This window comes from Psychrobacillus sp. NPDC093200 (genome assembly GCF_050280345.1).
Classification (GTDB): domain Bacteria; phylum Bacillota; class Bacilli; order Bacillales_A; family Planococcaceae; genus Psychrobacillus; species Psychrobacillus faecigallinarum.
Map to the genome: position 1 here is coordinate 1,015,136 of NZ_JBNNVC010000002.1, position 26,691 is coordinate 1,041,826.

Genomic DNA, 26,691 nt, shown 5'->3' on the forward strand with positions numbered 1-26,691 from the left:
GTTCAAAACCCCTTTGTATACGCTCTATGTCTTTCAATATCTGCTTTTAAAATATCCATTTGATCGCCTTTAAAAGTATCTAATACAGCTGAAGCAACCTCCCAGGCAATAACGTTTTCTGCTACTACAGATGCTGCTGGTACTGCACAGCTATCAGATCGTTCAATGCTTGCTTTAAACTGCTCCTTTGTATCGATATCGACACTTTGTAATGGTTTATATAATGTTGGTATAGGCTTCATCACACCTCTTACAACAATCGGCATTCCTGTTGACATACCACCCTCGATACCACCAAGTCTGTTTGTATCACGAACGTATCCCTCTTCTTTGTCCCAAGAGATTTGATCGTGCACTTGACTACCAAACAAGTTAGCCATCTCAAATCCTAGGCCAACCTCGACTCCCTTAAATGCATTGATACTCATCATTGCCATAGCGAGTTTACCGTCAAGCTTTCGATCATAATGAACATAGCTTCCAACACCTGCAGGCATACCTGTAATTATTACCTCAACGACTCCTCCAATAGTGTCTCCTGCTTTTTTAGCTTGGTCAATTGCCTCTACCATCTTCGCAGAAGCTTCAGAATCTAAACAATAGACAGGGTCTGCCTCCACTTTCTCACGAATTTCATCAATCGACATTCCTTCTGCTAAATTTAAATCTGCTTCAATACCACCTATTTTGGTTACATGAGCAACAATGGAAATACCAAGCTCATTTAATAATTGTTTTGCTACTGCTCCAACTGCCACTCGGACGGTTGTTTCTCTAGCAGAAGAACGTTCTAAAACATTTCGTAGATCACGATGGCCATATTTCATACCACCGACAAGATCTGCGTGACCTGGACGAGGTCTTGTAATCTTTCTTTTAATCTCGTCCGGATCCACGTCTTCTCCAAGCGGTTCAATGCCCATAATATGAGTCCAATGTTTCCAATCATCATTATTAACTACTAGGCAGACTGGAGATCCTAGTGATTTACCGTGACGCACTCCTGCTGTGATGGCAACTGTATCTTTTTCTATTTGCATACGTCTTCCACGGCCATGTCCACCTTGACGTCGTTTTAATTCCTTGTTTATCTTTTCACCTGTAATCTCTAATTGGGCTGGTAAACCCTCTATAATGGCTGTTAGTTGTGGTCCATGTGACTCACCTGCTGTTAAATAACGCAAAACGCTTTCCCCCTTCAACTCGCTAAAGTATTTGTTTTCAACTATAACATATAAACTTAAAGTATAGAAGAAAAACTGTCCGTTTTTTATCGGACAGTTCCTCATTAAATGCCACTAATTCCTTGCTTAGCCAAACTTAATGCAATCTTACTACTTTTTTCTATAGAAAAAAGTATCCTCCGGTTCAAATCCGTATTTAGTAGGATTAAAAATTTGTTCTGTACTGCCAACAAAAAGTATCCCACCAGGACGTAATGAGTTGCTAAAACTTTGGTAAATTTGGTCTTTAGCTTCTTCAGTAAAATAAATCATGACATTGCGACAAATAATCAGATCGAGATTTTTCTCGTATGTATCCATTAAAAGATTATGCTTTTTAAAGGTAACTGTTCGTTTAATAATATCATCTATTTTATAAAATGAAGTTTGCTTCTCAAAATACTTATTCTTCATTTCAACTGGTACCTCGGCCAATGACCTTTCGGGATAGATACCTACCTTAGCTCTTTGGATTGCATTTTCATCTATATCAGTCGCTATAATTGATATTTGAGACAATGGTAGATGGTTTGAAAGCACCATGGCTGTAGTATAGGGCTCTTCTCCTGTTGAGCACGCAGCACTCCATATTTTTAATCGCTTATTTTCGGCTAACAGCTTTGGAAAAATTTTTTGTTGTAATACTTCCCATCTCTTACTGTTTCGATAAAATTCTGATACATTAATAGTCATCCTGTCTAAAAACTCATTCAGAAGATCTCGGTCTTTGTCTATCGCCTCAAAGAAAGAAATAAAATTCTTATAACCTTTTTTTTCATATAATGACGTTAAGCGACGTTTCATTTGGGCTTCCTTATATAAAGCTAAATCAATACCAGTTTTTCTTTTAATAGATTCGACAAATTTTATGTAATCTTGCAAATAATATCGTTCCCTTCCACTAGCCTATCTATAAAGTATAGCGCAATCTATTCGTTTAGAATATAGTTAAAAAACAGATAAATATGAACATTTACTTTAAATTCTTTTTTGTTAGATAAAATATAAAACATAGGATTAGAAGGAATTTAGCAAAGATAAGCAAACACATAGAAAGGAGGTGGTGGTCTCTTAGTAGTAGAGTAAAGAAGTTCTACCAATGGATAAATGAAAAGGAATTAATCATTGCATTTAATTTACGGACAACTGGTGCTTTGGCCAAGTGGCTTAAACATTAGCATTTCAAGTTGTTCACATTCATTGATTAGACTTTTAGTCATCATGATACTCAACACTTTTTAAATATGCCGACAATGGTCGATTGAAATGGAAGGCGCAAAGACTCTTACGCTAACAGCACAAGGCGAAGCACCGGGGCTGAGCGTAGAGAGGAAGAAGGCTGAGGCCGTGCCCGAAATGGAATTCGACAATTTCTTATATGTATTGTAAATAAAAAAAGACTATAAACAATTTCAAATTTCTTTGAGTTTGTCTACAGTCTGAAACCATTTCTCCATTAAGAGAATTGGTTTTGTTCATACATTTAAATTAGTTAACCCATTTGTTAGCATCTTTAGAGTAAGATACTAGCTCTTCTTGCTTGAAGAATAATCCAATTTCACGCTCAGCGCTTTCAGGTGCATCAGAACCGTGGATAATGTTTTTTCCAACAGTTACTGCGAAGTCACCACGAATAGTTCCTGGAGCAGATTCTTTTGGGTTAGTAGCACCCATCATTAAACGAGCTGTAGAAATAACATTTTCACCTTCCCAAACCATTGCAAAAACTGGTCCAGAAGTGATGAAGTCAACTAGTTCTCCGAAGAATGGACGTTCTTTGTGCTCACCGTAGTGTTGTTCTGCTAATTCAGTAGGAATTTGCATTAATTTTGCTCCAACTAATTGGAATCCTTTTTTCTCGAAACGACTAACGATTTCTCCAATTAAGTTACGTTGTACGCCGTCAGGTTTTACCATTAAAAATGTTTTTTCCATCATGAACACTCCTTCAAATATAAAATGGATTTTATTTCTCCACCGTTAAAAATACTAACATTACAGTCAATTAATTTCAATTAAAAGTTGCGTTTGCTCATAAATAATGCAACATTTTGCAAAGATTTCTTGGCAGAGTTTGTTGGAAGTTGTTTTACTTCATGCAGCGCCTTTTGTAAATACATATTACTTATTTGTTTAGCGCGTTTTATACCATCCGATTGACGAATCTCGTCAAGTAATACTTGCATCTCTCGCTCTTCAATTTCACCATCAAAGACTTTTTGCAATAGCGGATGGATAGTTGGATCGTTCTTTGCGTAAATAACAGGTAAAGTAATATTTCCCTGCAACAGATCACCACCAGCTGGTTTACCTAGCTCTTCCTCAGTGGATGTAAAATCTAAGATGTCATCAATAATCTGAAAGGACATTCCCACATAATAACCAAATCTCTTTAAATGCCTAACAGTCTTTTCATCTGCTCCGGATGAAATAGCACCTAATTCGCAGCTAGCCGAGATGAGGATTGCCGTCTTTCTTTTTATTCTTCTTAAATAATCTCTAACTGTCTGATCAACAAAACCCTTGTCCTCAATTTGAATAATCTCCCCGATACAAAGCTCAACCATCGTGTGCGAGAGAACTTCGTGGGCGTATGTATTTTTTACTGCTGTTATGTATTCAATAGCCTTAGCAAAAAGAAAGTCACCTGTATACATAGCTACGCGGTTGTTCCACTGGGACTTCACCGTTTCTCGGCCTCTTCTAGTTTCAGCATCATCTATAACATCATCATGGACTAAAGATGCCATATGAATCAATTCGACAGAAACAGCAACTTGCTTAATAGACTCTATAGAATAGTTTCCAAATTTAGCGGAAAGCAGTACAAACACAGGGCGAATTCGTTTTCCCCCTGCTAGCAACAAATGAAGCGAGGCCTCATTCAATAAGTGGGAGGAAGAATTCACAGCTGCTGCTAATTCGTTTTCAATGACTTCCAAATCCGATTTAAGATCGGAATAAAGCAGTTTTAATCTCATCTTATCCACAGAAACAAACCTTCCCCCACTTAAAAATCTTTCTTAAAGCCAATATGTCTGGCTGCTGCCCCACCGCTGTATGGTTTACTATTAACGTTAACCATTCCTACCGTTTCAAATAATTTGGCAAGTTCCGCTCTATTAGGAAATTCCTTTGCAGACTCTTGTAACCAAGAATACTCTTTGTAGCTCTTAGCAAAAAGCTTTCCGAAAACTGGCATGATATATCTAAAGTAAAAGCGGAATCCAGCATTAAAAAGCTTGGAATCCGGCTGAGAGGTTTCTAAACAAACAATCATACCGCCTGGTTTAGCTACTCGATTCATTTCTTGCAACACTTGTTTATAATCCGGAACATTCCGTAAACCAAATCCAATAGTTACATAGTCGAATGTATTGTCTTCAAAGGGCAATTCCATAGCATTTCCATGAATCAATTCTATTTGTGGAATTTCCTTTACTTTTTCTTTTCCTACATTCAGCATATTTTGACTAAAATCTAGCCCTTTAACTGTTCCTGTAGGACCAACCTCTTTCGCTATTGCAATTGTCCAGTCCGCCGTACCACAGCAAACGTCTAAGGCGCTGCTTCCGTCTTTAACCTGCATTGCTTTCATCGTATCGCTGCGCCAAATTTTGTGCTGTTGAAAGCTTATGACAGAATTCATAGAATCGTAGTTCTCAGAGATTTTCTCAAAAACTTCATGGACATGCTGTTCTTTTGTTTTTCCCATGTGTTAAACCTTCTCTCAACTGCTTTTTAAAGCTTGTTCGGTCACTCGCTCTAAAATCGCATGCTTTACATTTTCTTTTAATATATTCGAGTATCTTACATCGCGCACCAAATTTTTTTCAACCGCTTCTATTTCAGCACGAAGAGTTTCTATCTTAGTCTGTAGCAGGAATGAGTTTCGGATATAAAATGTTTCTTCCCTATTTTCATATGCAGTTAACTCTCTTCTTAGAGCTAGAAGAAGTAAAGCTTCTTTCATGATAAATACATACTCATTGTAGGAAAAGTGCTCCATAAATTGTTCAATTGGCTTGCTTTCGATCAATTGAATAGATTGCATAAGCTCTCCATATGAGTAATCTAAGTGATCATAAAATCTTGTTTTATGCTCCGTGATAGATGAGACTCCTGAGGAAAAGATTTGAATTAACTCAATTTGCTTCCCCTTAGCTAATAGCTGATAATATTTCCCACTATAATAATCTCCAGCTAATACTTGTAATTGCTGCTCTTTTGTCGTTGCGTTTTGTTCCTTCACCAAATCATGAGCGGCAAGTGCTGCAAAAATAAGGGATACGGCAATGGTTGATTGTTTGTTCGCTTCAGCCCATTCTTCCCCATTGAGTAGCGGTAAAAGTGTAAAAAACAAACGATCTTCATCAATAACAGGTATTCCTGCATATTTTAACAGAGTATTATGCTGTATTTGCATGAGAATATCTTTTTTATATTGTTCTATATGATGTTTAATCAAAGATTCATTCATACACTTTACTCCATTTCCCAATCGCAGTTAGCTTTAATCTGTCATGATCAAATATATTATAACTAGCGATTATTGGCCATTTAGGTTAATTATTTCTTAGAATCACTTTGGATAATTCCATTGTCTGTATGAATAGAAGCTTTACCTCTAATTTTCATTGCAGATGTATGCTCTGTAAACTGAGCGATCATTACTTCACCTGTATCAAGTTTTTCTGAATGGTGAAATTTAGTATCTGAGCCACGAGTCAAGCCTATCACTTGTACTCCATCTTCCTCTGCCTTTATAACGATAAAATCTGAACTAGACATTACAATAGTCTCCTTTGTTCATAATCTAAATTCATCATACCATATTATTTACTATCCTCAAAAGTAGTTATTTCATTTGGATAAACGATAAAACCTCTGAACGTTTAATCTCGTCTGTTTCGTATATACCTCTTGCTACAGCAGTTACTGTCTTAGCGCCTGGTTTTTTTATCCCGCGCATCGTCATACACATATGCTCAGCCTCAATGACAACATAAACGCCATGTGGGTTAATCATTTCCATAATGTCGTCCGCAATTGTAGAAGTAATTCTTTCTTGAAGCTGAGGTCTTCTTGCTGTAACTTCTACCGCTCTAGCAAGCTTACTAAGCCCTGTCACTTTTCCATCTCTAGGTATGTATGCTACATGTGCCTTACCATAAAAAGGTACTAAATGATGTTCACACATAGAGAAAAAAGGTATATCTTTTACTAAAACTAGTTCCTCATGCTCCTCATTAAAAACTGTTTTGAAATGTTCTTTTGGATCTTGATGAAGCCCTTCAAACATTTCTGCATACATTTTAGAAACTCTTTTTGGAGTATCCATTAATCCTTCTCTTGTAGGATCCTCCCCAATAGCTTCTAAAATCATCGTCACTGCATCTTCTATTTTTTTCAGATTGACCTTCGTCATCTGCTGACCCCCTAGATAAAACTGCATAATATATCGTATGTATCTTAGCATATGAAACGCAGATAAGAAATAATTTTCACTTCACAGACAACACAAATTAATATTATATAATAAAAAGAAAAGAACGGCTACCATGAAGCAAGCTTCACAGTAACCGTTCTATGTACTACATCATCCATTATTTTACTGCATCTTTAAGTGCTTTACCTGGTTTAAAAGCAGGCACCTTGCTAGCAGCGATGTCGATTTCTTTACCTGTTTGAGGGTTACGTCCTTTACGTGCAGCACGTTCACGAACCTCGAAGTTACCAAAACCGATTAATTGAACTTTTTCACCATCTGCAAGAGCAGTTTGAATTGATTCAAATACAGCTTCAACCGCTTTAGATGCATCTTTTTTAGATAAATCAGCAGCCTCTGCTACAGAGTTCACTAATTCTGTTTTATTCATACTATTCACCTCCTCTCAAAGGAAGATAAGCTTCAATCCTGTAAAAAGAGTATCACAACCGAAAACCCTTCGCAACACTATTTGTCTGTGTTTGAGCAACTTTCCTAAAAAAAAAGGTAATTTAACAAAATAACGGGACTTTTTGCATAGTCGCAAAAAGCCCCAAATCATATTTATAAAATAAAGGTAACCATACCACGGTCTCCCTCATTTACCATTCTTTCAATTGTTTGACGCATTCTCTTCTTCGCAACCTGACTAACACTTTCTGTTTTATATCGAATGCTTTCTTTCATAACCTCTACAAGAGAAGTTCCAAAAACTTGTGTTTCCCATAATGCATCTCGGTCATGTAAGAACCCATGTTTTAAATCCTTTAGAAGCTGCTGACTATGAAATTCTGAGCCCAAAAGTGGGGCAAATTCCGCTTCCATATCTACACGAATAATATGAAGAGAGGATGCCTTAGCCTTTAAACTAACCCCGAAGAAATTATTTTGCTTAATAATTTCAGGTGCAGAAGGCTGGAAGTCTTGTATTGATGGCAAAGATACTCCATAACCAGTAGTTTTTGCTGCTTCAAGAGCATCGGCAAATCGATGATATGCTTTTTTAGCTGTTGAAGCCTCCTTCACAAACAAGAGCCAATCTTTTTTAGACGTAATCGGTTCATCTAGCCATTCATCGCAAACTTCTTGAAATACCTCTGGCCTAAGATCTATTTGAATACAAGCAGAGCCCCTACCTGGATCTGCTTCTATCACCTCTGCGGTTTTAATAAATGGTACTTCTTTAAATTTTGAAGCCAACTCTTTGACATCTCTCATTTTAGAAACAATTTGCAACCACTCCTGTAAAGAAGTCGTAATTTGATTGTTCACAAAATGATCTGGTTCCAATACATCTGTCCAATCAGGTTTTACCAGTTCAATATCCGTAATTGGAAATTCATAAAGCGCCTGTTGGAGTATGTACTGAATTTCATCCGCAGTCATTCTATCGACAGCGACTGGAATTACAGGCACCTCATGGTATTTTTGAAGCTCTTCACATAATTGAAGTGTTTCTAAATGGCCAGGCGTTTTACTATTTACAACAATAACAAAAGGCTTTCCTATTTCCTTTAGTTGAGTGATAATTTCATTTTCCGCTGATTCAGCTGCTCTTCTTGGAATATTATTCACAGTGCCATCGGTCGTCACTACAATTCCGATTGTGGAATGATCGCGTATGACTTTGTCAGTCCCAATTCTCGCTGCTTCTTCAAACGGAATAGCGTCATTGTGCCATGGTGTATGGACAAGTTTTTGCCCCTCTTCACCTGAGTGGGTTTTAATACCATCAATCATATAACCTACACAATCTACTAATCTAATTTGCAGCCGCAGTTGTTCTTCTCCCAAGTATATATTAGTGCCATGGGCTGGAACGAACTTAGGTTCTGCAGTCATGATGACGTTTCCAGGAGAGCTTTGTGGAAGTTCGTCTTGTGCTCGTAATCTTTCTGATTCCTCAACAATATTCGGTATTACAACTAGCTCCATTACTCTTTTGACAAACGTAGATTTACCTACCCTAACCGGACCTACTACACCAAGATACACATCGCCATTTGTTCTTTCTGCTATTTGTTCATACAGTTTACTAGACATCGGTATTCTCCTTTCTTCGCAATTTAATATATGCACTAAAAAAACGTTTCATGCATAACACATGAAACGTTTCCTATGTTGTTATTTATTGAGCATAAAAACTGGTTCGTTATTTTCATCGACTGTATATGGCAATGAATATGCAGGAACAATTGCGAAGTTGTCTGTTAGCAGAAAACGTATATCATCACCTGGCTTCACATTGACTTCTGTGTCTTGTAGCATTCGATTTAGCTCAATCGAATAGTCTACATACACTTTTCCGTCTCCAGTAGCCACTAAAGGGAGCATTGTGTCGGAATAAGGGCTTTGAACAGATAATTCATTCTTGTAGCCCATTTTTTTATAATCTAGCTTATAGACCCCTTCCGTGATTGTCTCAGCAATAGGGCCATAGCCATTAATACCTTTTCGATAGTTAATATCACGCAATGTATCTGCAATACGCAAATCTACCAATTTAACAGTTGGATTTTCCTCCACGTCCATTAAAACATACTGATAAATTCCACCTGCTTCGAATGAATTAGCCGGAGTTTTCCCTAAGTATGCGGGAACAATTTTCTTAAAATCTATTGGATATTTTATATATTGATCTGTTTCCTGCTCACGTGTTTTAATAGGCAACAAACCACCTGAAGCTTCTCTAAAGCTCTCTACTGCAGTTTGAACGGAATTTAGCTGGTCTTCATAAGGTAATAGGTTTTCTGGCTCGTAACCACCTTTAAAACCACATCCACTTAATACTAGTACAACCATCGCCATAACTGTTAATAATAGTTTTTTCATCCGAATCTCCTTACTAAGCTTTTGTTGGATTGAAAATGATATAAACCATTGTGATAAATCCTATGAATAGTAATATGTATGCTATTAGACCAAAGATGAATTTTAGGATTCGGTTAGAAAATTTATTTTTAACAAAAAACATTAATAACATAGCCATAAACATACATCCCATGGAACCAAAGGATATCCACATTTTGTCCATTGAAGAGACTAGTAACAAGAGTTTCCCCACCTTTCATGAAAATATTATATCACATGAAAAAAGAGTTGTTTTTTCATACAACTCTTCTTTATGTCAATTTTTAAAACGTCTTATAATCTTCCAATTCATTTTTTTTCGTACGGTGCATTAGTGAATCCACCGCTTCTTTCGGGTGTACATTTTCAAAAAGAACAGAGTGGAGAGCAGCCGTAATAGGCATATCGACTTCTTGTTTTACCGCCAGCTGATGAGCTGCTTTTGTCGTACGAACGCCTTCTACAATCATTCCTACTTCTTCTAGCACTTCCTCTAGACTTGCACCCTTACCAAGTAGATTACCTGCTCTCCAGTTACGAGAATGAACGCTCGTACACGTTGCTATTAAATCTCCCATACCTGTTAAACCTGAAAAAGTATAAGGCTTGGCCCCTAAACTAATACCAAGTCTTGAAATTTCAGCTAATCCTCTAGTAATAAGAGCAGCCTTTGCATTGTCTCCGTAGCCAAGTCCATCTACGATTCCAGCAGCTAATGCAATGACGTTCTTTAAGGCGGCTCCTATCTCTACGCCGATAACGTCATCATTGGTATAAACTCTAAAATAATTATTCATGAATAAATCCTGAACTTTTTCAGCAGCTACCATGTTGTCACTAGCCACTGTAATAGTAGTAGGATGCTGAAGCACTACTTCCTCAGCATGGCTTGGACCAGACAAGACAACAATACCTTCAACTAAAGATGCTGGTATTTCCTCAGCAATCATCTCAGAAATTCGTTTCAAGGAATCTGGTTCAATTCCTTTAGAGACATGGATGAAAAGCTTTTTATCATTCATTAGCTTTACAAAGTCCTGACATACCTCTCTGATTGCTTTGGTAGGTACCGCAATTACAATCGTTGAAGCGTGCTCTATCGCTACTTTCAAATCACTTGTAGCTCTAAGATTTTCGGGTAATTTGGTATCAGGCAAGTACTGCTTATTGGTATGATCTTTGAGTATTTCCTCTGTTTGCTTCTCTCTGTGTGACCAAAGAAGACAATCATGGTTATTATGCGCAAGAACCATTCCAAGAGCCGTTCCCCAGCTACCAGCTCCAAGCACTGTAATATTCGCCATTTTTAATCCCCCTTTATGCTATTTTAAGTTCTAGCTCGAGTAATAATTTTAATAGGCGTACCTTCAAAATCAAATGATTCACGAATACGGTTTTCTAAAAATCTTTCATAAGAGAAATGCATTAACTCAGGTTCATTTACAAATACAACAAATGTAGGTGGTTTGATAGCCACTTGTGTCGCATAATAAATACGTAATCTTTTACCCTTATCTGTAGGAGCAGGGTTTCTAGCAACTGAATCTTCGATCACTTCATTTAAGATAGAAGATTGTACACGCATCGCATGATTTTCGCTTACTTGATTGATGACAGGGAAAAGTGCGTGAACACGTTGTTTTGTTTTAGCCGAAACAAATACTATTGGGGCATAATCTAAAAATTGGAAATGCTCACGAATTGATTTTGTCATTTCATTCATCGTTTTGTCATTTTTTTCAATAGCATCCCATTTATTCATAACAATTATTACAGCTTTACCACCTTCATGAGCATAGCCTGCAATCTTCTTGTCTTGTTCCTGAATACCTTCTTCTGCATTTAGAACAACTAAGACGACATCCGAACGTTCAATTGCTTTTAATGCCCTTAGAACGGAATATTTCTCAGTAGTTTCATACACTTTCCCTTTTTTGCGCATACCCGCAGTATCGATCATCACATAATCTTGTCCATCAAAAGAGTACTCTGTATCAATAGCATCTCTTGTTGTACCCGCTATATCACTAACAATAACACGCTCATGACCTAAAAACGCATTGATTAAAGATGATTTCCCTACATTTGGGCGACCAATTAGGGAGAACTTAATAACTTCCTCACCATATTCCTGCTCTTCTATATCAGGAAAGTTTTTCGCTACCTCATCCAATAAATCTCCTAGACCCAAGCCATGAGAACCGGAAATCGGAAATGGTTCGCCTAATCCTAAAGTATAAAAGTCATAAAGCATTTCACGCATATCTGGATTGTCGATTTTGTTTACTGCTAGCACAACAGGTTTCTTCGTTTTGTAAAGTATTTTAGCAACGTATTCATCAGCTGCCGTGACTCCTTCTCTACCATTTGTTAAGAAGATAATCACATCCGCTTCTTCCATTGCAATTTCAGCCTGTTGTTTAATTTGTTCTAAAAATGGTTCATCGCTTAATTCGATACCACCTGTATCGATTATATTGAATTCATGGGTAAGCCAATCAGCCGAGCTATATATACGATCTCGTGTTACTCCTGGAATGTCCTCCACGATAGATACACGTTCTCCTACAATGCGATTAAATATGGTCGATTTACCTACATTAGGCCTACCAACGATTGCTACTACTGGTTTTGTCATTACTATTACATCCTTCCAAACTTCGTCTAAGTTGTATTATACAACAAAATAATAAAAGCAGGCGACTTTATTGAAGTCACCTGCTTGAATAAGTTACATATTATGACGAAAAAAAGCTATTCTTATTTGTTAGTGAAGTCCTTTAAGCGGTCGCCTAGAACATCGCTAATAGAGAAGCCCTTGGATTCCTCTGGCATTTGATAATCAGCTAAGTTGAAACTATCTTCGTTCTCCACTAGCTCTTTAATGCTTAGTGACAAACGTTTTTCTTTGCTGTTTACATCTAACACCTTCACCTGTACTTCTTGCCCTTCTTTAAGTACTTCTTGAGGAGTACCTATGTGCTGGTGAGCAATTTGTGAAATGTGAACCAATCCCTCAACCCCAGGGAAAACTTCGACAAAAGCTCCGTAAGAAACTAAACGTCTAACCTTTCCTGTTAAAACAGAACCTTTTGAGGCCTTTTCTTCTAAATCAGACCAAGGGCCAGGTAAAGTATCTTTAATAGACAATGAAATTCTTTCCGAATCACGATCTATAGATAAAACTTTTACTTTAACTTCTTGTCCTTCAGTTAACACGTCCGACACATTGTCTAAGTGCTCATGAGATATTTGAGAGATATGAACAAGTCCATCTACTCCTCCAATATCTACAAATGCACCAAAGGAAGCTAATCTTTGCACTGTTCCTGGAACAACGTCACCGGGATTTATAGCATCAAGTGTTTTATTTTTATTTACCGACTTTTCGTCCTCTACTACCGCTTTATGAGAAAGGATTAATCGGTTTTTGTCTTTTTCAAGTTCTACAATTTTAAAGGTTAAAACTCGTCCTTTATAGTCTTCAAAGGATTCAACAAAGTAATCTTCAATTAGGGAAGCAGGTATGAATCCACGCACTCCTAAATCTACTACTAGTCCACCTTTTACAACCTCTTTAACTTCTGTTTCAATAATTTCTCCGGTTTGGAACTGTTTTTCTAAAGTTTCCCATGCTTTTTCAGCATCAACTTTTCTTTTAGAAAGAACATAGTTTGATTCTTCTACTTTTGTAATCATAAGTTCTAGTTCATCACCGATGGAAACGGAGTCGGATGCTTTTTCAATATGCAGGCTAGATAGCTCGCTAATTGGAACTATACCATCGAAAGGTGCACCTTCAATTGATACGATCACAGATTTTTCATCTACCTGTGCAACCGTCGCTTTTACCAGATCTCCTTCTTTAAACTCTTGCGTGTTTAAGTTCATTTCTTCTGACATATGATATTCCTCCTTCACAACGTCTCTTCTCTATTTTATGCGAACTTTCACAGAAATACAAAAAGAAGCACTTTTATAATAGAAATTAATATTTCAGTTAGTTTTATATTGCTCTATTAGCTTAGCAATTTGTTCCATTATTACTTCAGTTACTTCTTCAGCAGAGGCTCTTCTCTCTCTATATGGTTCCATATCAATTACTTCACCAAACACTATTTTTAAACGTTTAAAAGGTTTATAGGGTCCTATTATGGCACATGGCACTACATTTGCGTTTCCTCTCAATGCAAAAAAACCTGCACCAGCAAAGCCTTTTCCAAGTTTTCCGTCTTTACTTCTTGTCCCTTCAGGAAATAGTCCAACAACCTCTCCCTCTTTTAAAAGCTTTAACGCTTTACGTAAGGCATCACGATCGCTCATCCCTCTTTTTACCGGGAAAGCTCTTACTCCAGGTAGTATGCTTTTTAGTATAGGTATTTTAAAAAGCTCCTCTTTCGCCATAAAATTGACTGGCCGTGGAGCATTGATTCCAACAACAGGAGGATCTAGATTTTCTATATGGTTAGAACAAAGCAAGATTCCGCCCTCTTTAGGAAAATTTTCAGACCCTATCACTTCAAATCGATAAATCGGTTTTAAGACTGCAAAAACGACTGTTTTTGCAAAGGAATATAGCTCCAATCATACCATCCTTTCTTGTGCTAGCTGCATAATCTTATTAGAGACTTCCTTAATAGTAAGAGATGTAGTATCAATGAAAATAGCATCCTTCGCTTTTACTAAAGGAGATGCTTCCCTTTCGCTGTCTAATTTATCTCTTAAAGCTATGTCATGCATTAATTCTTCTAGGTTTGTATGAATTCCTCTTTTTTGATTTTCTAAAAATCTTCTGTTTGCTCGTTCCTCCACACTTGCAGACATGAAAATTTTAAGTTCTGCGTTAGTCAGTACGTGAGTTCCTATATCACGGCCATCCATAACAACTCCGCCATGCTTGCCCATTTCTATCTGTCTCTTTACCATTTCTTCCCGTAGATTTGCATGAGCAGCTACGACGGAAACGTTGGCAGTTACCTCTTTAGAACGTATTTCTTCGGTTACTTCTACTTGATCTAGGAATACTAGTTGTCCCTTTGGAGAAGGCTTAAGTTCAATAGAGGTTTCTTTCAGTAGCTCTGTTAGCTTAGTCCCATCTTGCAAATCTATGTTAAGTCCAAGCGCTTTATACGTAATAGCGCGATACATTGCTCCAGTATCTACATATGTATACCCTAATAATTCAGCTGTTTGTTTTGCTATTGTACTTTTACCAGCAGCTGCTGGGCCGTCTATTGCAATTTGAATTTGTTTCATTAATTTATCCTCCACTCTATACGCATATATTTTATCATATTACGATTCAAAAAAAAAAAGCCTGTAAATACAGACTTTTAATTTAGTCCTTTTTTCCGTAATAACAACTGTCTTTCAAAGCAAAACCGTACGATTTGTTGCTTGTCTAAATCATCTGTATTGGTAAATTGAAGGGATGCAATCTTTACAGATTCCTTTTCCCAAATACGTACAACTAAAGCAGTTGTAAAAACGTATCTCATTTCTCCATTATTAAAAGGTAGGGGAATAATAAGAGAAACTTCATCATTTGCATTAAATTTCACGTCAAAGGGAATGATAATTGCTACACCACCAGCACTAATATCATCAGTTACAAATTGGTATTTTTCATCTCCAAATTCAACTGCGATATCTATGGGAGAAACAACCCTAACAAAATTTCGACGTTGAATTTTCATGAAATCAGAGGATTCAGGATAAGGAAGTCTTATCATCGGAATTTGCCCCAACTTTCTACCTAGCACCTCTGTAGGGAAGGCATATACTGATTTAGCCTCCTCTATAAATGTAGCTCTTAGTTGAGTACCCTCTATCAATACGATTGTCTTATTTGTAACTGTATCAATAGGATAATCGATATATATAAACTGATCATCCATATCTACTACTTTACACCGGTATTTTTCGGATTTGTCTGTGAATGTTGGCTCAAGTGTTAAATTAGTACCTAGTTTTATTTGCATAATTTTTACCCTCTTTAATTGTAATAATGACTTAATTATGACACTTAAAGAGGGATTTTTCTATATATTATTTTAAGGCAGTTTCTCCGATTGGAGAATCTCGTGAGTTTCCGCGTCGATATAGACTTTATAAGTTCCTATCTTATCGCTTCTAGTCAATAATTCGTAAGCAAGTCGTTGCTGTAATTCATCATTTTCTACATATGCCATCTTCTCTTCTTCGATTTTTAAATCATCAGCAAAAATTTCTTTATAGTCTAATGGCACTATTTTTTGACTACCTATTTTTTCCTCTTGAATATATTCCATTGCATTTAAACCTAATAGCTCCCCATTATCTTTAGCTATTTTGAGATGAACACCATCCGCATAAACAATAGCATTATTTTCGGCATCCTTACGAGCAAATGCTAAATGCCAAGCAATTGTATTTTCTCTGAATTCTATCAACTCAGTATCCTCGAATCCAAGCCTCTTCATTTGAGCTAAAGCTTTTTCCTTCATACTTTCTGTATCGATTGAATTTTTATCGAAAGGTCTTTCCATTAAGAAAGATAAAAGATGGCCTCCTTTTTTAGTGAAATCCGCATAACCTATACGAATGCCTTTATGAAATTCAATATGATAAAAAGGATAAGGAGCATCCTTTCCGCTTTCTGTAACATGTATTTTTGCATCAGCTAACTCTGGGAAGAATTTAGCGAATTTTTCTTTTACATCTTCAACGCTTACTGGCTCGTCCGAAATATGCTGTAAATCCTTTTTCTTTTGTTGATCGGTTTCACTCGCTGTCATCGGAAAATCACTTTCTGTATAGGCTTTAACCGAAGCACCAAGCGATTTCCAATTTTTTTGACTTTCCTTACTTAATTTATTTTGGACAAATGAAGTTACTATATAGTCCTTATTTCCATCATCTCGATTGGTAAATGCCCACTGATCTGATAAACTTCTCAAATTCCCACGGGCGTCTACCATGTTGGTTTGCCACTCTTCAATCGGTACTTTACCAGCTCGTACTTGAGCTGCTCCATTACCAATTCGAGTTAAATAGTTCATCCATCCAGATGAAGTCTCTTGGTCTATAGGCAATGCCGAGATGGAAGCTCTGATATCGGAAGAAAGTCTCCAAACGTCCTGTAGCGGACGATCTAATGATGCTTCATCCTTGAATATTAATGTCTCATCGATTGAATCGCTTAACTCTGTGAGCTTTTCTGAAGCAGAGTTTAACTGATTAGAATATTGACTTGCTAGAGCATTTTTAAGGTTTGTATTTTGCTCCTGCACATTAAAATGGTAAACAACAAATATGGCTAAAGCAGCTATAACTATTACCCATCCAAATTTTTTCATATGGTCTCCTTATGAGCAAAAAATATGCTGTCCGATTTTTTTGATATGCGGTCTTGACCAAATCCATTGACTAGTTGCTGTGTCTGGGTTGAAATAATAGATGGCATTTTCAGATGGATCCCATCCATTTAATGCGTCTAACACTGCCTCTTTAGCACGTTCATTTGGTTCTAACCAAATTTGCCCATCTGCAACTGCTGTGAAAGCTAATGGTTGGAAAATAACTTCACTAACAGTATTAGGGAAGTCGGGGTGCTCTATCCTGTTGAGAATTACTGCAGCTACTGCAACTTGCCCTTCATAAGGCTCCCCTCGTGCTTCTCCATAAACTGCGTTAGCGATTAGCTTTAAATCCCTTTCACTATATTCAGGTGGTAACTGCATATTAGTACTATCTGGTTTTTCATTTTTGACTTGATTATCTAGACTCTCGTTACCATAATAAGTAAAGCTTTTGCCTTTGTTAATTTGTTCATGTACATATGCTTTGTCAAATTTTGACGCTTTCACTAATTTCGATTTAGTACTCTCCCCAAGCATTCCATCGACCGGTAATCCATACTTCTCTTGAAAGTTTCGAAGCGCCCAGTAAGTTCCATAACCAAACTTGCCGTCAATTTCACCGGTATAGTAGCCTATATACTGTAATCTGGCTTGTAATTCGATTACATCGTCCCCATATGCTCCCCGCTGAACTATTTGTTCGGAGAATGCTTGAGTTGTTTGTTCTTTAGTTAACAACATATAACTGGCTGTACAAAATATTAAGCCAATTAGGATGTATTTAATCTGTTTCATATGACATCTCTCCTTTTTAACTAGCTTGGATAAACTGGATTAGTTTATACATATTAACTTTTAAAAAGGAGTCTTTTAGTAAGAGATAAATTATCTTATATTCGGAGTTTATAGTTTTATTGTATTTGCTTACTTCTTAATCGATGATTTTCATTTACAACAGGCGCATTCTATGAATTCTTGAGTAACTAAAAAAGTCCAATTTCTAAATTTTAAATTAAGAAATTGGACTTTTTTATATTAAAATTTATCTCCAATTTTAGTAGTAATGATATTGATGATGGATAACTGATTAAAAATTCTATCAGCTTCTCAAAAATCCTCACATTCACACAACGCTAATATCCCTAAAATAAAAATGGATCATGACTAATAGTCAAGATCCATCTTGTTGATATAAATTTATTCCACCAAAGTTTTGTTAGTGAATCATTGTGATATGAACTAATTTGTATCTTCCCTTATAAAATATTCGTGCTTTTCAAATCTTGTTCTACGTGATAAGATATGTGCCTGCTTTACTTTCGACAGGCCAAAAATCCATAAAAACAGCATAAACGGTACCATTAACAATATTTCTAACCCTGTGAAGGTTAGTATGCTATTATAAATTATGTGTAGAAACAATGGGGCAGCTAATGCATAAAAAACCTCATATTTTATTTTTTTGGTAGAAGTAAATTTAGCTCTTCCAATATAAAATCCCATGACAACCCCAAATAATGCATGACTCGAAACGGGAAGTAATGCTCTTAAAAAAGCTTCGTCCATTCCGAAGTTTAAGAGGTAAAGGATATTCTCTACCGTGGCAAATCCAAGAGAAACACTTGCTCCGTATAGAATTCCGTCATATGGATCATCAAAGTCAATGTGGTTGTATAAGGCTACCATTAAAATCAACCATTTAAAAAATTCCTCTAAAGCGCTTGTCACTAAAACATTGCGTAAAAATAGAGTATCAAACAAATGCTCCTCAGTTAGAACGTGCTGAATAAACATAATTGGAAATGTTAATATAGCACCATAAATAAAAGTATGTAACAAAAGTCTTGAAGGTTCTTTCGAAATTTCTTTTCGAAGATAGAAATAACTTAAAAGCGCAAGAGCCGGTGCTATTGCACAGGAAAGTAGTACGAACATTTTCTTACTCCTTCCACATTACTAATAATAGTATACAATAATTTCTAATCATTTTGTAAAAAAATTGGAGGTTATATAATTGAAAACAATTTTACTCATCCATACAGGCGGTACTATTTCTATGCAAGTAAATGTAGATACAGGTGCTGTGATGCCGTCCGAAAAAAATCCACTTATGGTGGAGGCAGAAAAACTAAAGGGCTTTGCAAATATTATAGAAACTGAAATCTTTAATCTCCCATCACCACATATTACCCCTTTTGAAATGTTACGACTTAAACAATTAATTGATCAATACATTCAAGAAGGAAATATTGATGGAGTAGTTATTACACACGGAACCGATACATTAGAGGAAACGGCCTATTTTTTAGATTTGACCATTGGAACCACTATTCCCATCGTACTTACTGGAGCTATGAGATCGGCAAACGAAATAGGATCGGATGGTTTATACAATTTAGTAGCTGCTATACAAGTAGCTTCATCAGATGATGCACAAGGTAAAGGCGTATTAGTAGTATTAAATGACGAAATACATACAGCCGAGAACGTAACGAAAACACATGCTAGCAATGTAAGTACATTTCAGAGTCCTCAGTATGGACCTATAGGATTTATCTCTAAGTCTATTGTGTATTTTCATCATTCACCTAATCATCAACCAATATTTCCGATTCAACAAATTAACAAAAGGGTTGCTCTGTTTAAGGTATATGCAGGAATGGAGCCTGATCTTCTTGAGGCATCGGTTAACTTAGGGTTTGATGGTATTGTTCTAGAGGGATTGGGTCAAGGTAATGTTCCACCAAGCTTAGTACCCGTTATCCATGATATTTTAGAAAAGAATATACCCATTGTTTTAGTGTCAAGATGCTTTAATGGCATTGCGCAGGACGTATATGGATATGTAGGTGGAGGAAAAGGATTGAAGGAGCGTGGGGTGATTTTCGCTCAAGGTCTAAACGGGCAAAAAGCTCGACTAGCTCTCCTGATCGCCTTAAACCATCTGAACCCTGAGCAAGCTCTACATAGTATATTTAGTAGACAAGAGAAATAGCTATAGTTTTTAACAAAAAGAAGAAAGCTATTTTGCTTTCTTCTTTTTGTTAAATAATATGTTCTTTTATTTATATACCTAAAACAGAGATAAAACTTGTTACTAAACTTTTTTTCTGTATCCATAATTGAAATTGAGTAATCATTGTAATAAGTTGCGCACTATTTGTATCATAGTTTTCCATAAATTCTTTTTAGGAATAAACAAATGGAAAACCCAATACTTCTTTCAAGCTAATTTTAATAGGTTTTTCAGTTAAAAATATTTTTAGTTGTTCTAATTCGAAAGAAATCACTTTCCACGTATCTATATCAATTTCATTGAATGCGTAATAATCAAATTCTTTACAGCACTTCTCGAAGACGGGCAGCATATAGCTAAAGTTCTCTTCTGTGAAATAAATAGAAGAAGTATTCCAGCATTCCCCTTTATATATATCAGGTAATATCTCTATATAACAAGTACCTTCCAGATTATGTACATCGGTAATAATTTCAATCATTTAGAAACTCCTTTATAGAAGACAGTTTTAACAGATGTTTGTTTATTCACATGCGCACTTTCTTACAAAGCTTTTCTCTTTATTTCTGTAGCAATTTGTTCTCCATGAAATCGACCGTTTTCTATAAAAATTTCATTTGCATTATTGCCCGCAGCGATTACTCCAGCTATAAAAATCCCCTCTACATTAGTCTCCATCGTATCCGGGTTGTGAAAGGGTTTACCGGAAGTGGCATCTATTGCTACACCCATCTTTTCTATAAATGAATGATCTGGATGATAACCTGTCATAGCGAAAACAAAGTCGTTTTCAATCGTAAATTCACCGTCTGGACCCTTTAAAGTTACACTATCATCATTTATAGCCATAACTTCCGTATTGAAGTGCATATTTACTTCATTATTACGTACACAGCCTTCAAATTCTGGTAGAACCCAAGGCTTAATACTTTGTGAATATTGCCCTTGACGGTACACTACTGTCACATGCGCGCCCGCCTTATTGAGTTCAAGTGCAGCATCGATAGCTGAGTTTTTGCCCCCTATCACCAAAACATTTTGGGCAAAGTAAGGGTGCCCTTCCTTAAAATAATGGAATACTTTTGGCAGTTTTTCTCCAGGAATACCCATATAATTTGGATGATCATAATATCCCGTAGCGATAATAACATTTTTCGCTTTATAAGAGCCCTTAGAAGTTGTAATGACAAAATGATTTGAAGCTTTTTCCACATTTTTTACATGCTCATATTTATTAACTTGAATATTTTTACGTTTTACTACTTCGCGATAATAAACCAAGGCTTGATTTCTTTTTGGTTTTCTTTCCTCTACGATAAACGGTACATTTCCAATGGCAAGCTTTTCACTGGTACTAAAGAAAGTTTGATGGGTTGGATAATTATATATCGCATTTACAATGTTACCCTTTTCTATAATGAGCGTTTTTAATCCTAACTCTTGTGTGGAAATTGCTGCAGAAATTCCACAAGGTCCTCCTCCAACTACTACTACATCAATAATTTGTTCCAAGTACAAAACTTCCTTTCTTACTTTTTACTAATCATTTACAACCTTTAAGAGTAATGATATGGCATTCTGGTTTAGCACCAAGACGCAGCGGTACGCCTGTAGTACCAAACCCATTGCTTATTAACTCTGCTTTATTTTCCTTCAATCTAAAACTACCCTTTTCATATATCCCTAAAGGACCAATACGAATTTGACCGCCATGTAAATGTCCAGCCAACATTAATCGTGGGTTACTTATTTTTTGAGCCGCATGAAAGAATGCTGGTGCATGTGTTACAAAAATTAAGATATCCTCTTCTTTTACATCCTCGAAGGCTTCTGCTATATTTACTTTTCCGACAAAGCCATCATTAATACCTACTAATCGCAAGGAAGGATTTAGATTAGAAAGAACTACAGAACTATTGTTCAAAATATGAATATCAAGGGATTCGAACAAAGTTAATAAGTTACTTTCTCCGACTTCTCGGTCGTTATTACCATAAACATAAAAAACAGGGCCAAGCTTTTTTAATTGCTTTAAATTGAATTCTGTCCGATTCAATGGTACTCCTTTTTCCGTGAGGTCTCCACCAATAACTACTACATCCACCTTTCCGATAATACTGTGGATGAGTTCATCTTTAATTTTCCGACGGTGAATGTCAGATATAAAAAATATATGGAATTGCTCTCCTTTAGGTATTTCTTTTACACAGAGACTATGTTCTTTGACATTCGTTTGAAATGCTAAAAAGAGCATATATGTGAAAAGAAGCAAGCACAATACCAAAACTGTTATTACTATATACAACATTAAATCCCCCCTAACCATTATAAAAAAAGCACAAGCGCCTATATCTACCCCGAAAAGCAAATGGGGAAACACGAGAGGTATCAGCTATAGCTTCAGCATGACTATATTATCTTTCAAGCAAAAAGACAGGGATTTTATCCCTGTCCTTAAACCATTCGTTATATTGATTATATTACTCATCTTTATCAATATGTAACACTCGAAAACCTGACTTTTCTAAGTCTTGAATAATTCGATCTAATTTTTGCTCATTGTCAATTTTAAGAACTATTCGGCGCACTAGCTTGTCAGTTTCATCAAATGTTACTAGCGAAATTACAGAAGTGTGATACTTATGCAAAATGTCGGACATTTTCAGAATTCTTCCTTCAGATTCTACAGAAGTAAAGGCAATTCGAGTGCCCTTTGTATTCATACCAAATGCACTTTTAAACTGATGAATTGTGTCATAGCGTGTGACTATGCCTAAGAACTTCTCATCTTCTACTACTGCTAAAATTGGAAAATCATATAGCTTCATAAAAGCCTGTTCAAACACATCACTAGTTTGAACAAATGTATCTTCCCTTGTTACAACATCAGATACCTTTGTTTGTTTCAAAAAAGTATCTTTATCTGTGTTGCTATAAAAGAACGCCTTGTATAAAAGGTACTTGTTAAACATCCCCTTATACTTTCCATCCTCAATAATTGGTAATGCATCAATATCCTTTGCCTCTAGTTCATTTAAAGCGTCCAAAACTGAAGCATTGCCTTTAATAGTTAAGCATTTTTCCTTTGGTATCATTACACTTTTTACAAACATACAAACACCTCTTTCCAAAACGGTCTATACCTATATATTCTATAAAAAGTGAATTTATCCTTCCAACTTGTGATTATGGCAGAATTAATTTTTGTCCTTCATAAATTTCATTGGAAGCTAGTCCATTTGCAGCTTTTATCTTTTCGACTGCTTCTGGATTATTGTAGTAGTTCATCGCGATTCGATATAATGTTTCATTACCCTTAACTATATGAGTTTTCGCGTCTTTTTTTGGTTCTTGTACAGTTTCTTTTTTAGGCTGAGTTGGTGCTGGTGTTGCTGCCTCCTCCTTTTCTTTAGGTTCAACTGCCGGAGGGGCTGGAGTTGATTGAGGCACTTCTGTTGTATCTTCTGGCTTCTCTGCTTCTGAAGTTTGATTTTTTTCCGTTTCGTTTGCCTCTTCTTTTTCTTCCTCTTCTTCACTGCTGCTGTTCAAATTCGAAATTGGCTTAGTAACAACCTGTATGATTCCTTCGTCTTCAGTTGAGGCTTCGCTTTCTGGTTGATAAAAAAATTGTACATAAATCAAAACACTTGCAGGCAATAAGATAAATATAAAAAACAAGGATGGGATGAGTATATTCTTTTTCTTTTTCTTTTTACCTGGTGGATTTCTTCTACTTCTTCTCAATTCAGTTGCTTCACTCTCTACACCAATGGACTGTCTATGTTCGTCAATCTTTTTTTGATAATCATCTTTACTCATATTAGTCAAACTCCATTCTTCCACTTATCTACTACTATTATGACGAATTTTGTTGAAAATGTAAATGTTGTTAAGTATTATAGGATACTTCCTAATCTACTTTTCCAATCTAATACTGTAGCATGGATAAGGGGTTTATCGTGTAAATGAAATAACTCTTGAAGATTTAAAGAACATTTTGAACAGCAATTTAAAGGCTTGTCTATCAGCTTTTGATCGAAATAGGCAATTACCTGTTCCCTAATACAATTCTCATTTTGTAATAGCGTGTACAAGCTTTGAATTTCTATCCATTTTTTTTGTCGAATATTCTTAAACAGTTCTATAGTTTCCTCTGTTGACAATACCATTTTCCAATAATCTAAAATTCTTTCCGTTGTTTCAGATAACTGCACCTGATTTTCATTGGTCTGATATGCAAGGATAATATCCTGTTCGTCGGGAAAATCCTGCATCGCAACAAAATAAGCTTGTTCTACATCGGATAACATATAAAGAATGGAGGCAATGGACTGTTTTCCGTCTCTACCTGCCCGTCCAACCTCTTGCATATAATTGGCAACGGAGGTTGGTATATGATCATGTATAATTTGTCTAATATTATCCTTATGTATACCCATTCCAAAAGCATTCGTAGCACAAATCCAATCTAAATGGCCTTGTTGGAACTGTTGCTGAATGAGAATACGGTCATCTTGATCCATTTTAGAATGATAATAAGCGACTCTGATGCCCTTTTTTTGTAACTCTTCTGTATAAAATTCAGTTTTTTTCCTCGACTGACTATATAATATACCAGGTCCAGTAGTGCTAGTAATCCTATTTAATATCCATTCTACCTTTTCTTTTTGGCTCTCCACCTCATGTGCTTCGTAAGCAATATAAGGACGATCCAAGGAATGAATATATTCAAATGGCTGTTCCATTAACAAGGTAGTTTTTATATCTTTTACAACTTCCTTTGTGGCTGTAGCAGTTAAGGCTAGCACATTTGCCTTTCTTAACGATTTAAGCGACTCAGAGATCCTTAAATAATCAGGTCGGAAATCAAATCCCCACTGGGAAATACAATGCGCTTCATCAGCAACTATAAAAGCTAAATTTAAACTAGCTAACCTTCTTTGAAAACGCTCATTCTGTAACATTTCAGGTGATGTAAAAATAAATTTATAATTTTGTAAACCAGATAACGCCTTTTCTCTTTGCTCGAAGGATAAAAATGAATTGATGGCCACTACTCTTTTTTCTCCCATCATTTTTAACTGCTCTACCTGGTCCTGCATTAAAGAAAGCAAAGGGGATACTATTAGCACCGCTCCATTCTTTAAATATGCTGGTAGCTGGAACAGCAACGATTTACCCATCCCAGTGGGCAAAATAGCTACTACATCCTCTCCAGCTAGGACTTTTTCGATTATTTCCCTCTGTCCTTCTCTAAAATCTTTATATCCAAACCTTGTTTGAAGAATGTGTTGAAGTTCATCCATTTTCTTTCTCCCCTTTAGCTAAAGCCAGTCTAATTTGAAAATAGCTTAACTCAGGTATGTTCTCGCGAATTAACCTCAATTTTTTGGTTTGATGTTTATTGGAGAATTCTAGCACTTTTTTTATTTGGTCGTTCAATATAAATGATGTCAAAGATAAACTTCGATCAGCTGCTGCTATTTCTATTAAGTGATCTTCGATTGTATTTGCTTTTAAAGATCTTAGGGCAGCGATATCTTGGATAGAGTAACCTTCCTTTAAAAGCTGTTCGGTCTTTAAAGCGGATTGTGTTAAAGGACTATGTACAAAAATCTCTTTTGTTAAACCTATTAAATCTGGATGACTTTCTTGATTGATGTTATCTAAGACAATATGCAACGCTTCTACAAATTGAAGCTTCATATCTATAATAGATTCTCCACACTCCAGTGCTAATTGCTCCCATGTGAGCCCACTAATGTGATAACCGCTCATTCGATAGACTAATAGTATACGATGTATTTCCTGTAACTCAGCAATTTGAAGTAAATGCTCTAACTGACTTTTAAAGTCCTTTTGAAATGTTGATGATTTATAGTCTCTCCCTCGTAAGTAATCTTTCACAAACTGGTGAACCGAATAATCTTTTTGATTGGGAATAAATCTAGTTTCATTTTTATTAAAATAAGATAGTGTTTGGACTACTAATTCTAATCTTGACCAGAACAATTTTTCGTTTCCCCTTAGCTCCCAGCCATTAAACAAAGGTTCTGTATATCCAGTTAACTGTTTTAAACCTTTATGACTAATCCTTAGTAGAGAATCTTCCTCTTCAATCCAGTTGTTTTGTTGGAGTTTAAACAACTGCTGCTTATATTCTTCTTGTGTTAACTTCGGATAAATAGAGAAAAAACGATGTAGATTAAAATAAGTGACATCTTGAATGGTTTGTCCAGATTTTTTCCCTTTTAATAAGTAAAAGGAAGCCATTGCTGACCGTTCCCCATTAAATTTTTGAATAATATTTAGTAATAGTTGGCTAAAATACAATTTAAATACCTCACAGTTTGAAAGTATTTTTGTTGAAAAGAAACGTAAACAGCTTTAGAATGAATAAGATAGCTAATTCTTATAAGTAGAATTAAAGGAGAGAATATACTAATGGCAAAATATACTATAGTAGATAAAGATACGTGTATCGCATGCGGAGCTTGCGGAGCAGCTGCTCCAGACATATATGACTATGACGATGAAGGTATTGCCTTTGTTATTTTAGATGATAACACGGGAACAACGGAAGTTCCAGAGGAACTGATGGAGGACATGGAGGATGCATTTGAAGGCTGCCCTACCGATTCCATTAAAGTTGCTGAAGAATCATTTGAAGGCGACGCTCTAAAATTTGAATAGTATATTAATGCCAAGAAGGATGACTAGCTCATTTTTCTTGGCTTTTTATATTTCTATAAACTTAAGTGGCAGGTTAATGCT

Annotated in this window: 30 protein-coding genes; 2 read left to right on the forward strand and 28 right to left on the reverse strand. The window is 36.1% G+C overall.

Annotation, left to right across the window (positions count from 1 at the left end; all coding sequences use genetic code 11):
- Positions 1-2: 2 nt before the first annotated feature.
- The 21 genes from aroC to prsW form a co-directional block, all read right to left on the reverse strand.
- On the reverse strand, positions 3-1,184 hold the full coding sequence (gene aroC, locus ACQKNZ_RS12805; protein ID WP_144536889.1) for a chorismate synthase: 1,182 nt from the start codon (positions 1,182-1,184) through the stop codon (positions 3-5).
- 150 nt (positions 1,185-1,334) lie between these two features.
- Positions 1,335-2,105, reverse strand: coding sequence for a CheR family methyltransferase (locus tag ACQKNZ_RS12810; RefSeq protein ID WP_151110167.1), 771 nt, complete (start codon positions 2,103-2,105; stop codon positions 1,335-1,337).
- A gap of 606 nt (positions 2,106-2,711) precedes the next feature.
- Positions 2,712-3,158 carry a nucleoside-diphosphate kinase gene (gene ndk / locus ACQKNZ_RS12815; protein ID WP_144536893.1) on the reverse strand — a complete coding sequence of 149 codons (447 nt, stop codon included), beginning with the start codon at positions 3,156-3,158 and terminating at the stop codon, positions 2,712-2,714.
- An 80-nt stretch (positions 3,159-3,238) separates the two neighbouring features.
- Positions 3,239-4,204 carry a heptaprenyl diphosphate synthase component II gene (hepT, locus tag ACQKNZ_RS12820; protein ID WP_144536895.1) on the reverse strand — a complete coding sequence of 322 codons (966 nt, stop codon included), beginning with the start codon at positions 4,202-4,204 and terminating at the stop codon, positions 3,239-3,241.
- A gap of 29 nt (positions 4,205-4,233) precedes the next feature.
- Complete coding sequence (locus ACQKNZ_RS12825) at positions 4,234-4,938, reverse strand: demethylmenaquinone methyltransferase (protein ID WP_144536897.1); 705 nt, start codon at positions 4,936-4,938, stop codon at positions 4,234-4,236.
- A 15-nt stretch (positions 4,939-4,953) separates the two neighbouring features.
- A complete protein-coding gene (locus ACQKNZ_RS12830; RefSeq protein WP_427660015.1) occupies positions 4,954-5,703 on the reverse strand; it encodes a heptaprenyl diphosphate synthase component 1 in 750 nt (249 codons plus the stop codon).
- Positions 5,704-5,792: 89 nt separating this feature from the next.
- The gene (gene mtrB, locus ACQKNZ_RS12835) at positions 5,793-6,014 is read right to left on the reverse strand and encodes a trp RNA-binding attenuation protein MtrB (RefSeq protein WP_144536901.1); all 222 of its coding nucleotides are present in this window, start codon (positions 6,012-6,014) and stop codon (positions 5,793-5,795) included.
- Between the two features lie 67 nt (positions 6,015-6,081).
- Positions 6,082-6,651, reverse strand: coding sequence for a GTP cyclohydrolase I FolE (gene folE, locus ACQKNZ_RS12840; RefSeq protein ID WP_427660018.1), 570 nt, complete (start codon positions 6,649-6,651; stop codon positions 6,082-6,084).
- A 178-nt stretch (positions 6,652-6,829) separates the two neighbouring features.
- Entirely contained in the window at positions 6,830-7,102 is a 273-nt protein-coding gene (locus ACQKNZ_RS12845; RefSeq protein WP_144536905.1) for an HU family DNA-binding protein, read from the reverse strand.
- Between the two features lie 173 nt (positions 7,103-7,275).
- Positions 7,276-8,754 (reverse strand): stage IV sporulation protein A, encoded by a 1,479-nt coding sequence (gene spoIVA, locus ACQKNZ_RS12850; RefSeq protein WP_427660020.1) that lies wholly within the window; start codon positions 8,752-8,754, stop codon positions 7,276-7,278.
- A gap of 81 nt (positions 8,755-8,835) precedes the next feature.
- The gene (locus tag ACQKNZ_RS12855) at positions 8,836-9,543 is read right to left on the reverse strand and encodes a hypothetical protein (RefSeq protein ID WP_144536909.1); all 708 of its coding nucleotides are present in this window, start codon (positions 9,541-9,543) and stop codon (positions 8,836-8,838) included.
- A gap of 13 nt (positions 9,544-9,556) precedes the next feature.
- Positions 9,557-9,745 (reverse strand): DUF2768 domain-containing protein, encoded by a 189-nt coding sequence (locus ACQKNZ_RS12860; protein ID WP_144537230.1) that lies wholly within the window; start codon positions 9,743-9,745, stop codon positions 9,557-9,559.
- A 100-nt stretch (positions 9,746-9,845) separates the two neighbouring features.
- Positions 9,846-10,865 (reverse strand): NAD(P)H-dependent glycerol-3-phosphate dehydrogenase, encoded by a 1,020-nt coding sequence (locus ACQKNZ_RS12865; protein WP_144536911.1) that lies wholly within the window; start codon positions 10,863-10,865, stop codon positions 9,846-9,848.
- Between the two features lie 23 nt (positions 10,866-10,888).
- Positions 10,889-12,199 (reverse strand): ribosome biogenesis GTPase Der, encoded by a 1,311-nt coding sequence (gene der, locus ACQKNZ_RS12870; protein ID WP_144536913.1) that lies wholly within the window; start codon positions 12,197-12,199, stop codon positions 10,889-10,891.
- Between the two features lie 122 nt (positions 12,200-12,321).
- A complete protein-coding gene (gene rpsA / locus ACQKNZ_RS12875; protein ID WP_154310939.1) occupies positions 12,322-13,464 on the reverse strand; it encodes a 30S ribosomal protein S1 in 1,143 nt (380 codons plus the stop codon).
- 93 nt (positions 13,465-13,557) lie between these two features.
- The gene (locus ACQKNZ_RS12880; protein ID WP_340844375.1) at positions 13,558-14,145 is read right to left on the reverse strand and encodes a lysophospholipid acyltransferase family protein; all 588 of its coding nucleotides are present in this window, start codon (positions 14,143-14,145) and stop codon (positions 13,558-13,560) included.
- On the reverse strand, positions 14,146-14,817 hold the full coding sequence (gene cmk / locus ACQKNZ_RS12885) for a (d)CMP kinase (protein ID WP_144536918.1): 672 nt from the start codon (positions 14,815-14,817) through the stop codon (positions 14,146-14,148).
- A gap of 77 nt (positions 14,818-14,894) precedes the next feature.
- Positions 14,895-15,542 (reverse strand): flagellar brake protein, encoded by a 648-nt coding sequence (locus ACQKNZ_RS12890; RefSeq protein ID WP_144536920.1) that lies wholly within the window; start codon positions 15,540-15,542, stop codon positions 14,895-14,897.
- Positions 15,543-15,614: 72 nt separating this feature from the next.
- A complete protein-coding gene (locus tag ACQKNZ_RS12895) occupies positions 15,615-16,898 on the reverse strand; it encodes a PepSY1/2 domain-containing protein (RefSeq protein ID WP_144536922.1) in 1,284 nt (427 codons plus the stop codon).
- 9 nt (positions 16,899-16,907) lie between these two features.
- Positions 16,908-17,642, reverse strand: a complete 735-nt coding sequence (gene sleB / locus ACQKNZ_RS12900; protein ID WP_225216089.1) for a spore cortex-lytic enzyme — start codon at positions 17,640-17,642, stop codon at positions 16,908-16,910.
- Positions 17,643-18,140: 498 nt separating this feature from the next.
- Positions 18,141-18,836: a glutamic-type intramembrane protease PrsW gene (gene prsW / locus ACQKNZ_RS12905; RefSeq protein WP_144536926.1), complete on the reverse strand. Its 696-nt coding sequence runs from the start codon at positions 18,834-18,836 to the stop codon at positions 18,141-18,143.
- 79 nt (positions 18,837-18,915) lie between these two features.
- Between prsW and ACQKNZ_RS12910 the strand changes: the two genes are divergently transcribed.
- The gene (locus tag ACQKNZ_RS12910) at positions 18,916-19,896 is read left to right on the forward strand and encodes an asparaginase (RefSeq protein WP_144536928.1); all 981 of its coding nucleotides are present in this window, start codon (positions 18,916-18,918) and stop codon (positions 19,894-19,896) included.
- A 193-nt stretch (positions 19,897-20,089) separates the two neighbouring features.
- Here the strand turns inward: ACQKNZ_RS12910 and ACQKNZ_RS12915 are convergent, their stop codons facing one another.
- The 7 genes from ACQKNZ_RS12915 to ACQKNZ_RS12945 form a co-directional block, all read right to left on the reverse strand.
- Positions 20,090-20,398, reverse strand: coding sequence for a hypothetical protein (locus tag ACQKNZ_RS12915; protein WP_427660026.1), 309 nt, complete (start codon positions 20,396-20,398; stop codon positions 20,090-20,092).
- Positions 20,399-20,460: 62 nt separating this feature from the next.
- Positions 20,461-21,429, reverse strand: coding sequence for a YpdA family putative bacillithiol disulfide reductase (locus tag ACQKNZ_RS12920; RefSeq protein WP_144536932.1), 969 nt, complete (start codon positions 21,427-21,429; stop codon positions 20,461-20,463).
- 31 nt (positions 21,430-21,460) lie between these two features.
- Positions 21,461-22,225: a metallophosphoesterase gene (locus ACQKNZ_RS12925; protein WP_342578512.1), complete on the reverse strand. Its 765-nt coding sequence runs from the start codon at positions 22,223-22,225 to the stop codon at positions 21,461-21,463.
- A gap of 172 nt (positions 22,226-22,397) precedes the next feature.
- Positions 22,398-23,030, reverse strand: a complete 633-nt coding sequence (locus ACQKNZ_RS12930) for a CBS domain-containing protein (RefSeq protein ID WP_144536936.1) — start codon at positions 23,028-23,030, stop codon at positions 22,398-22,400.
- 73 nt (positions 23,031-23,103) lie between these two features.
- A complete protein-coding gene (locus ACQKNZ_RS12935; RefSeq protein ID WP_154310943.1) occupies positions 23,104-23,736 on the reverse strand; it encodes a LysM peptidoglycan-binding domain-containing protein in 633 nt (210 codons plus the stop codon).
- 77 nt (positions 23,737-23,813) lie between these two features.
- Positions 23,814-25,223, reverse strand: a complete 1,410-nt coding sequence (locus ACQKNZ_RS12940) for a RecQ family ATP-dependent DNA helicase (protein WP_144536940.1) — start codon at positions 25,221-25,223, stop codon at positions 23,814-23,816.
- Entirely contained in the window at positions 25,216-26,250 is a 1,035-nt protein-coding gene (locus ACQKNZ_RS12945; protein WP_144536942.1) for a helix-turn-helix domain-containing protein, read from the reverse strand. The genes ACQKNZ_RS12940 and ACQKNZ_RS12945 overlap by 8 nt, the downstream gene beginning before the upstream one ends.
- Positions 26,251-26,361: 111 nt before the next feature.
- Here ACQKNZ_RS12945 and ACQKNZ_RS12950 point away from each other — a divergent pair, with 111 nt between their 5' ends.
- Positions 26,362-26,610, forward strand: a complete 249-nt coding sequence (locus ACQKNZ_RS12950; RefSeq protein WP_144536944.1) for a ferredoxin — start codon at positions 26,362-26,364, stop codon at positions 26,608-26,610.
- Positions 26,611-26,691 lie beyond the last annotated feature (81 nt).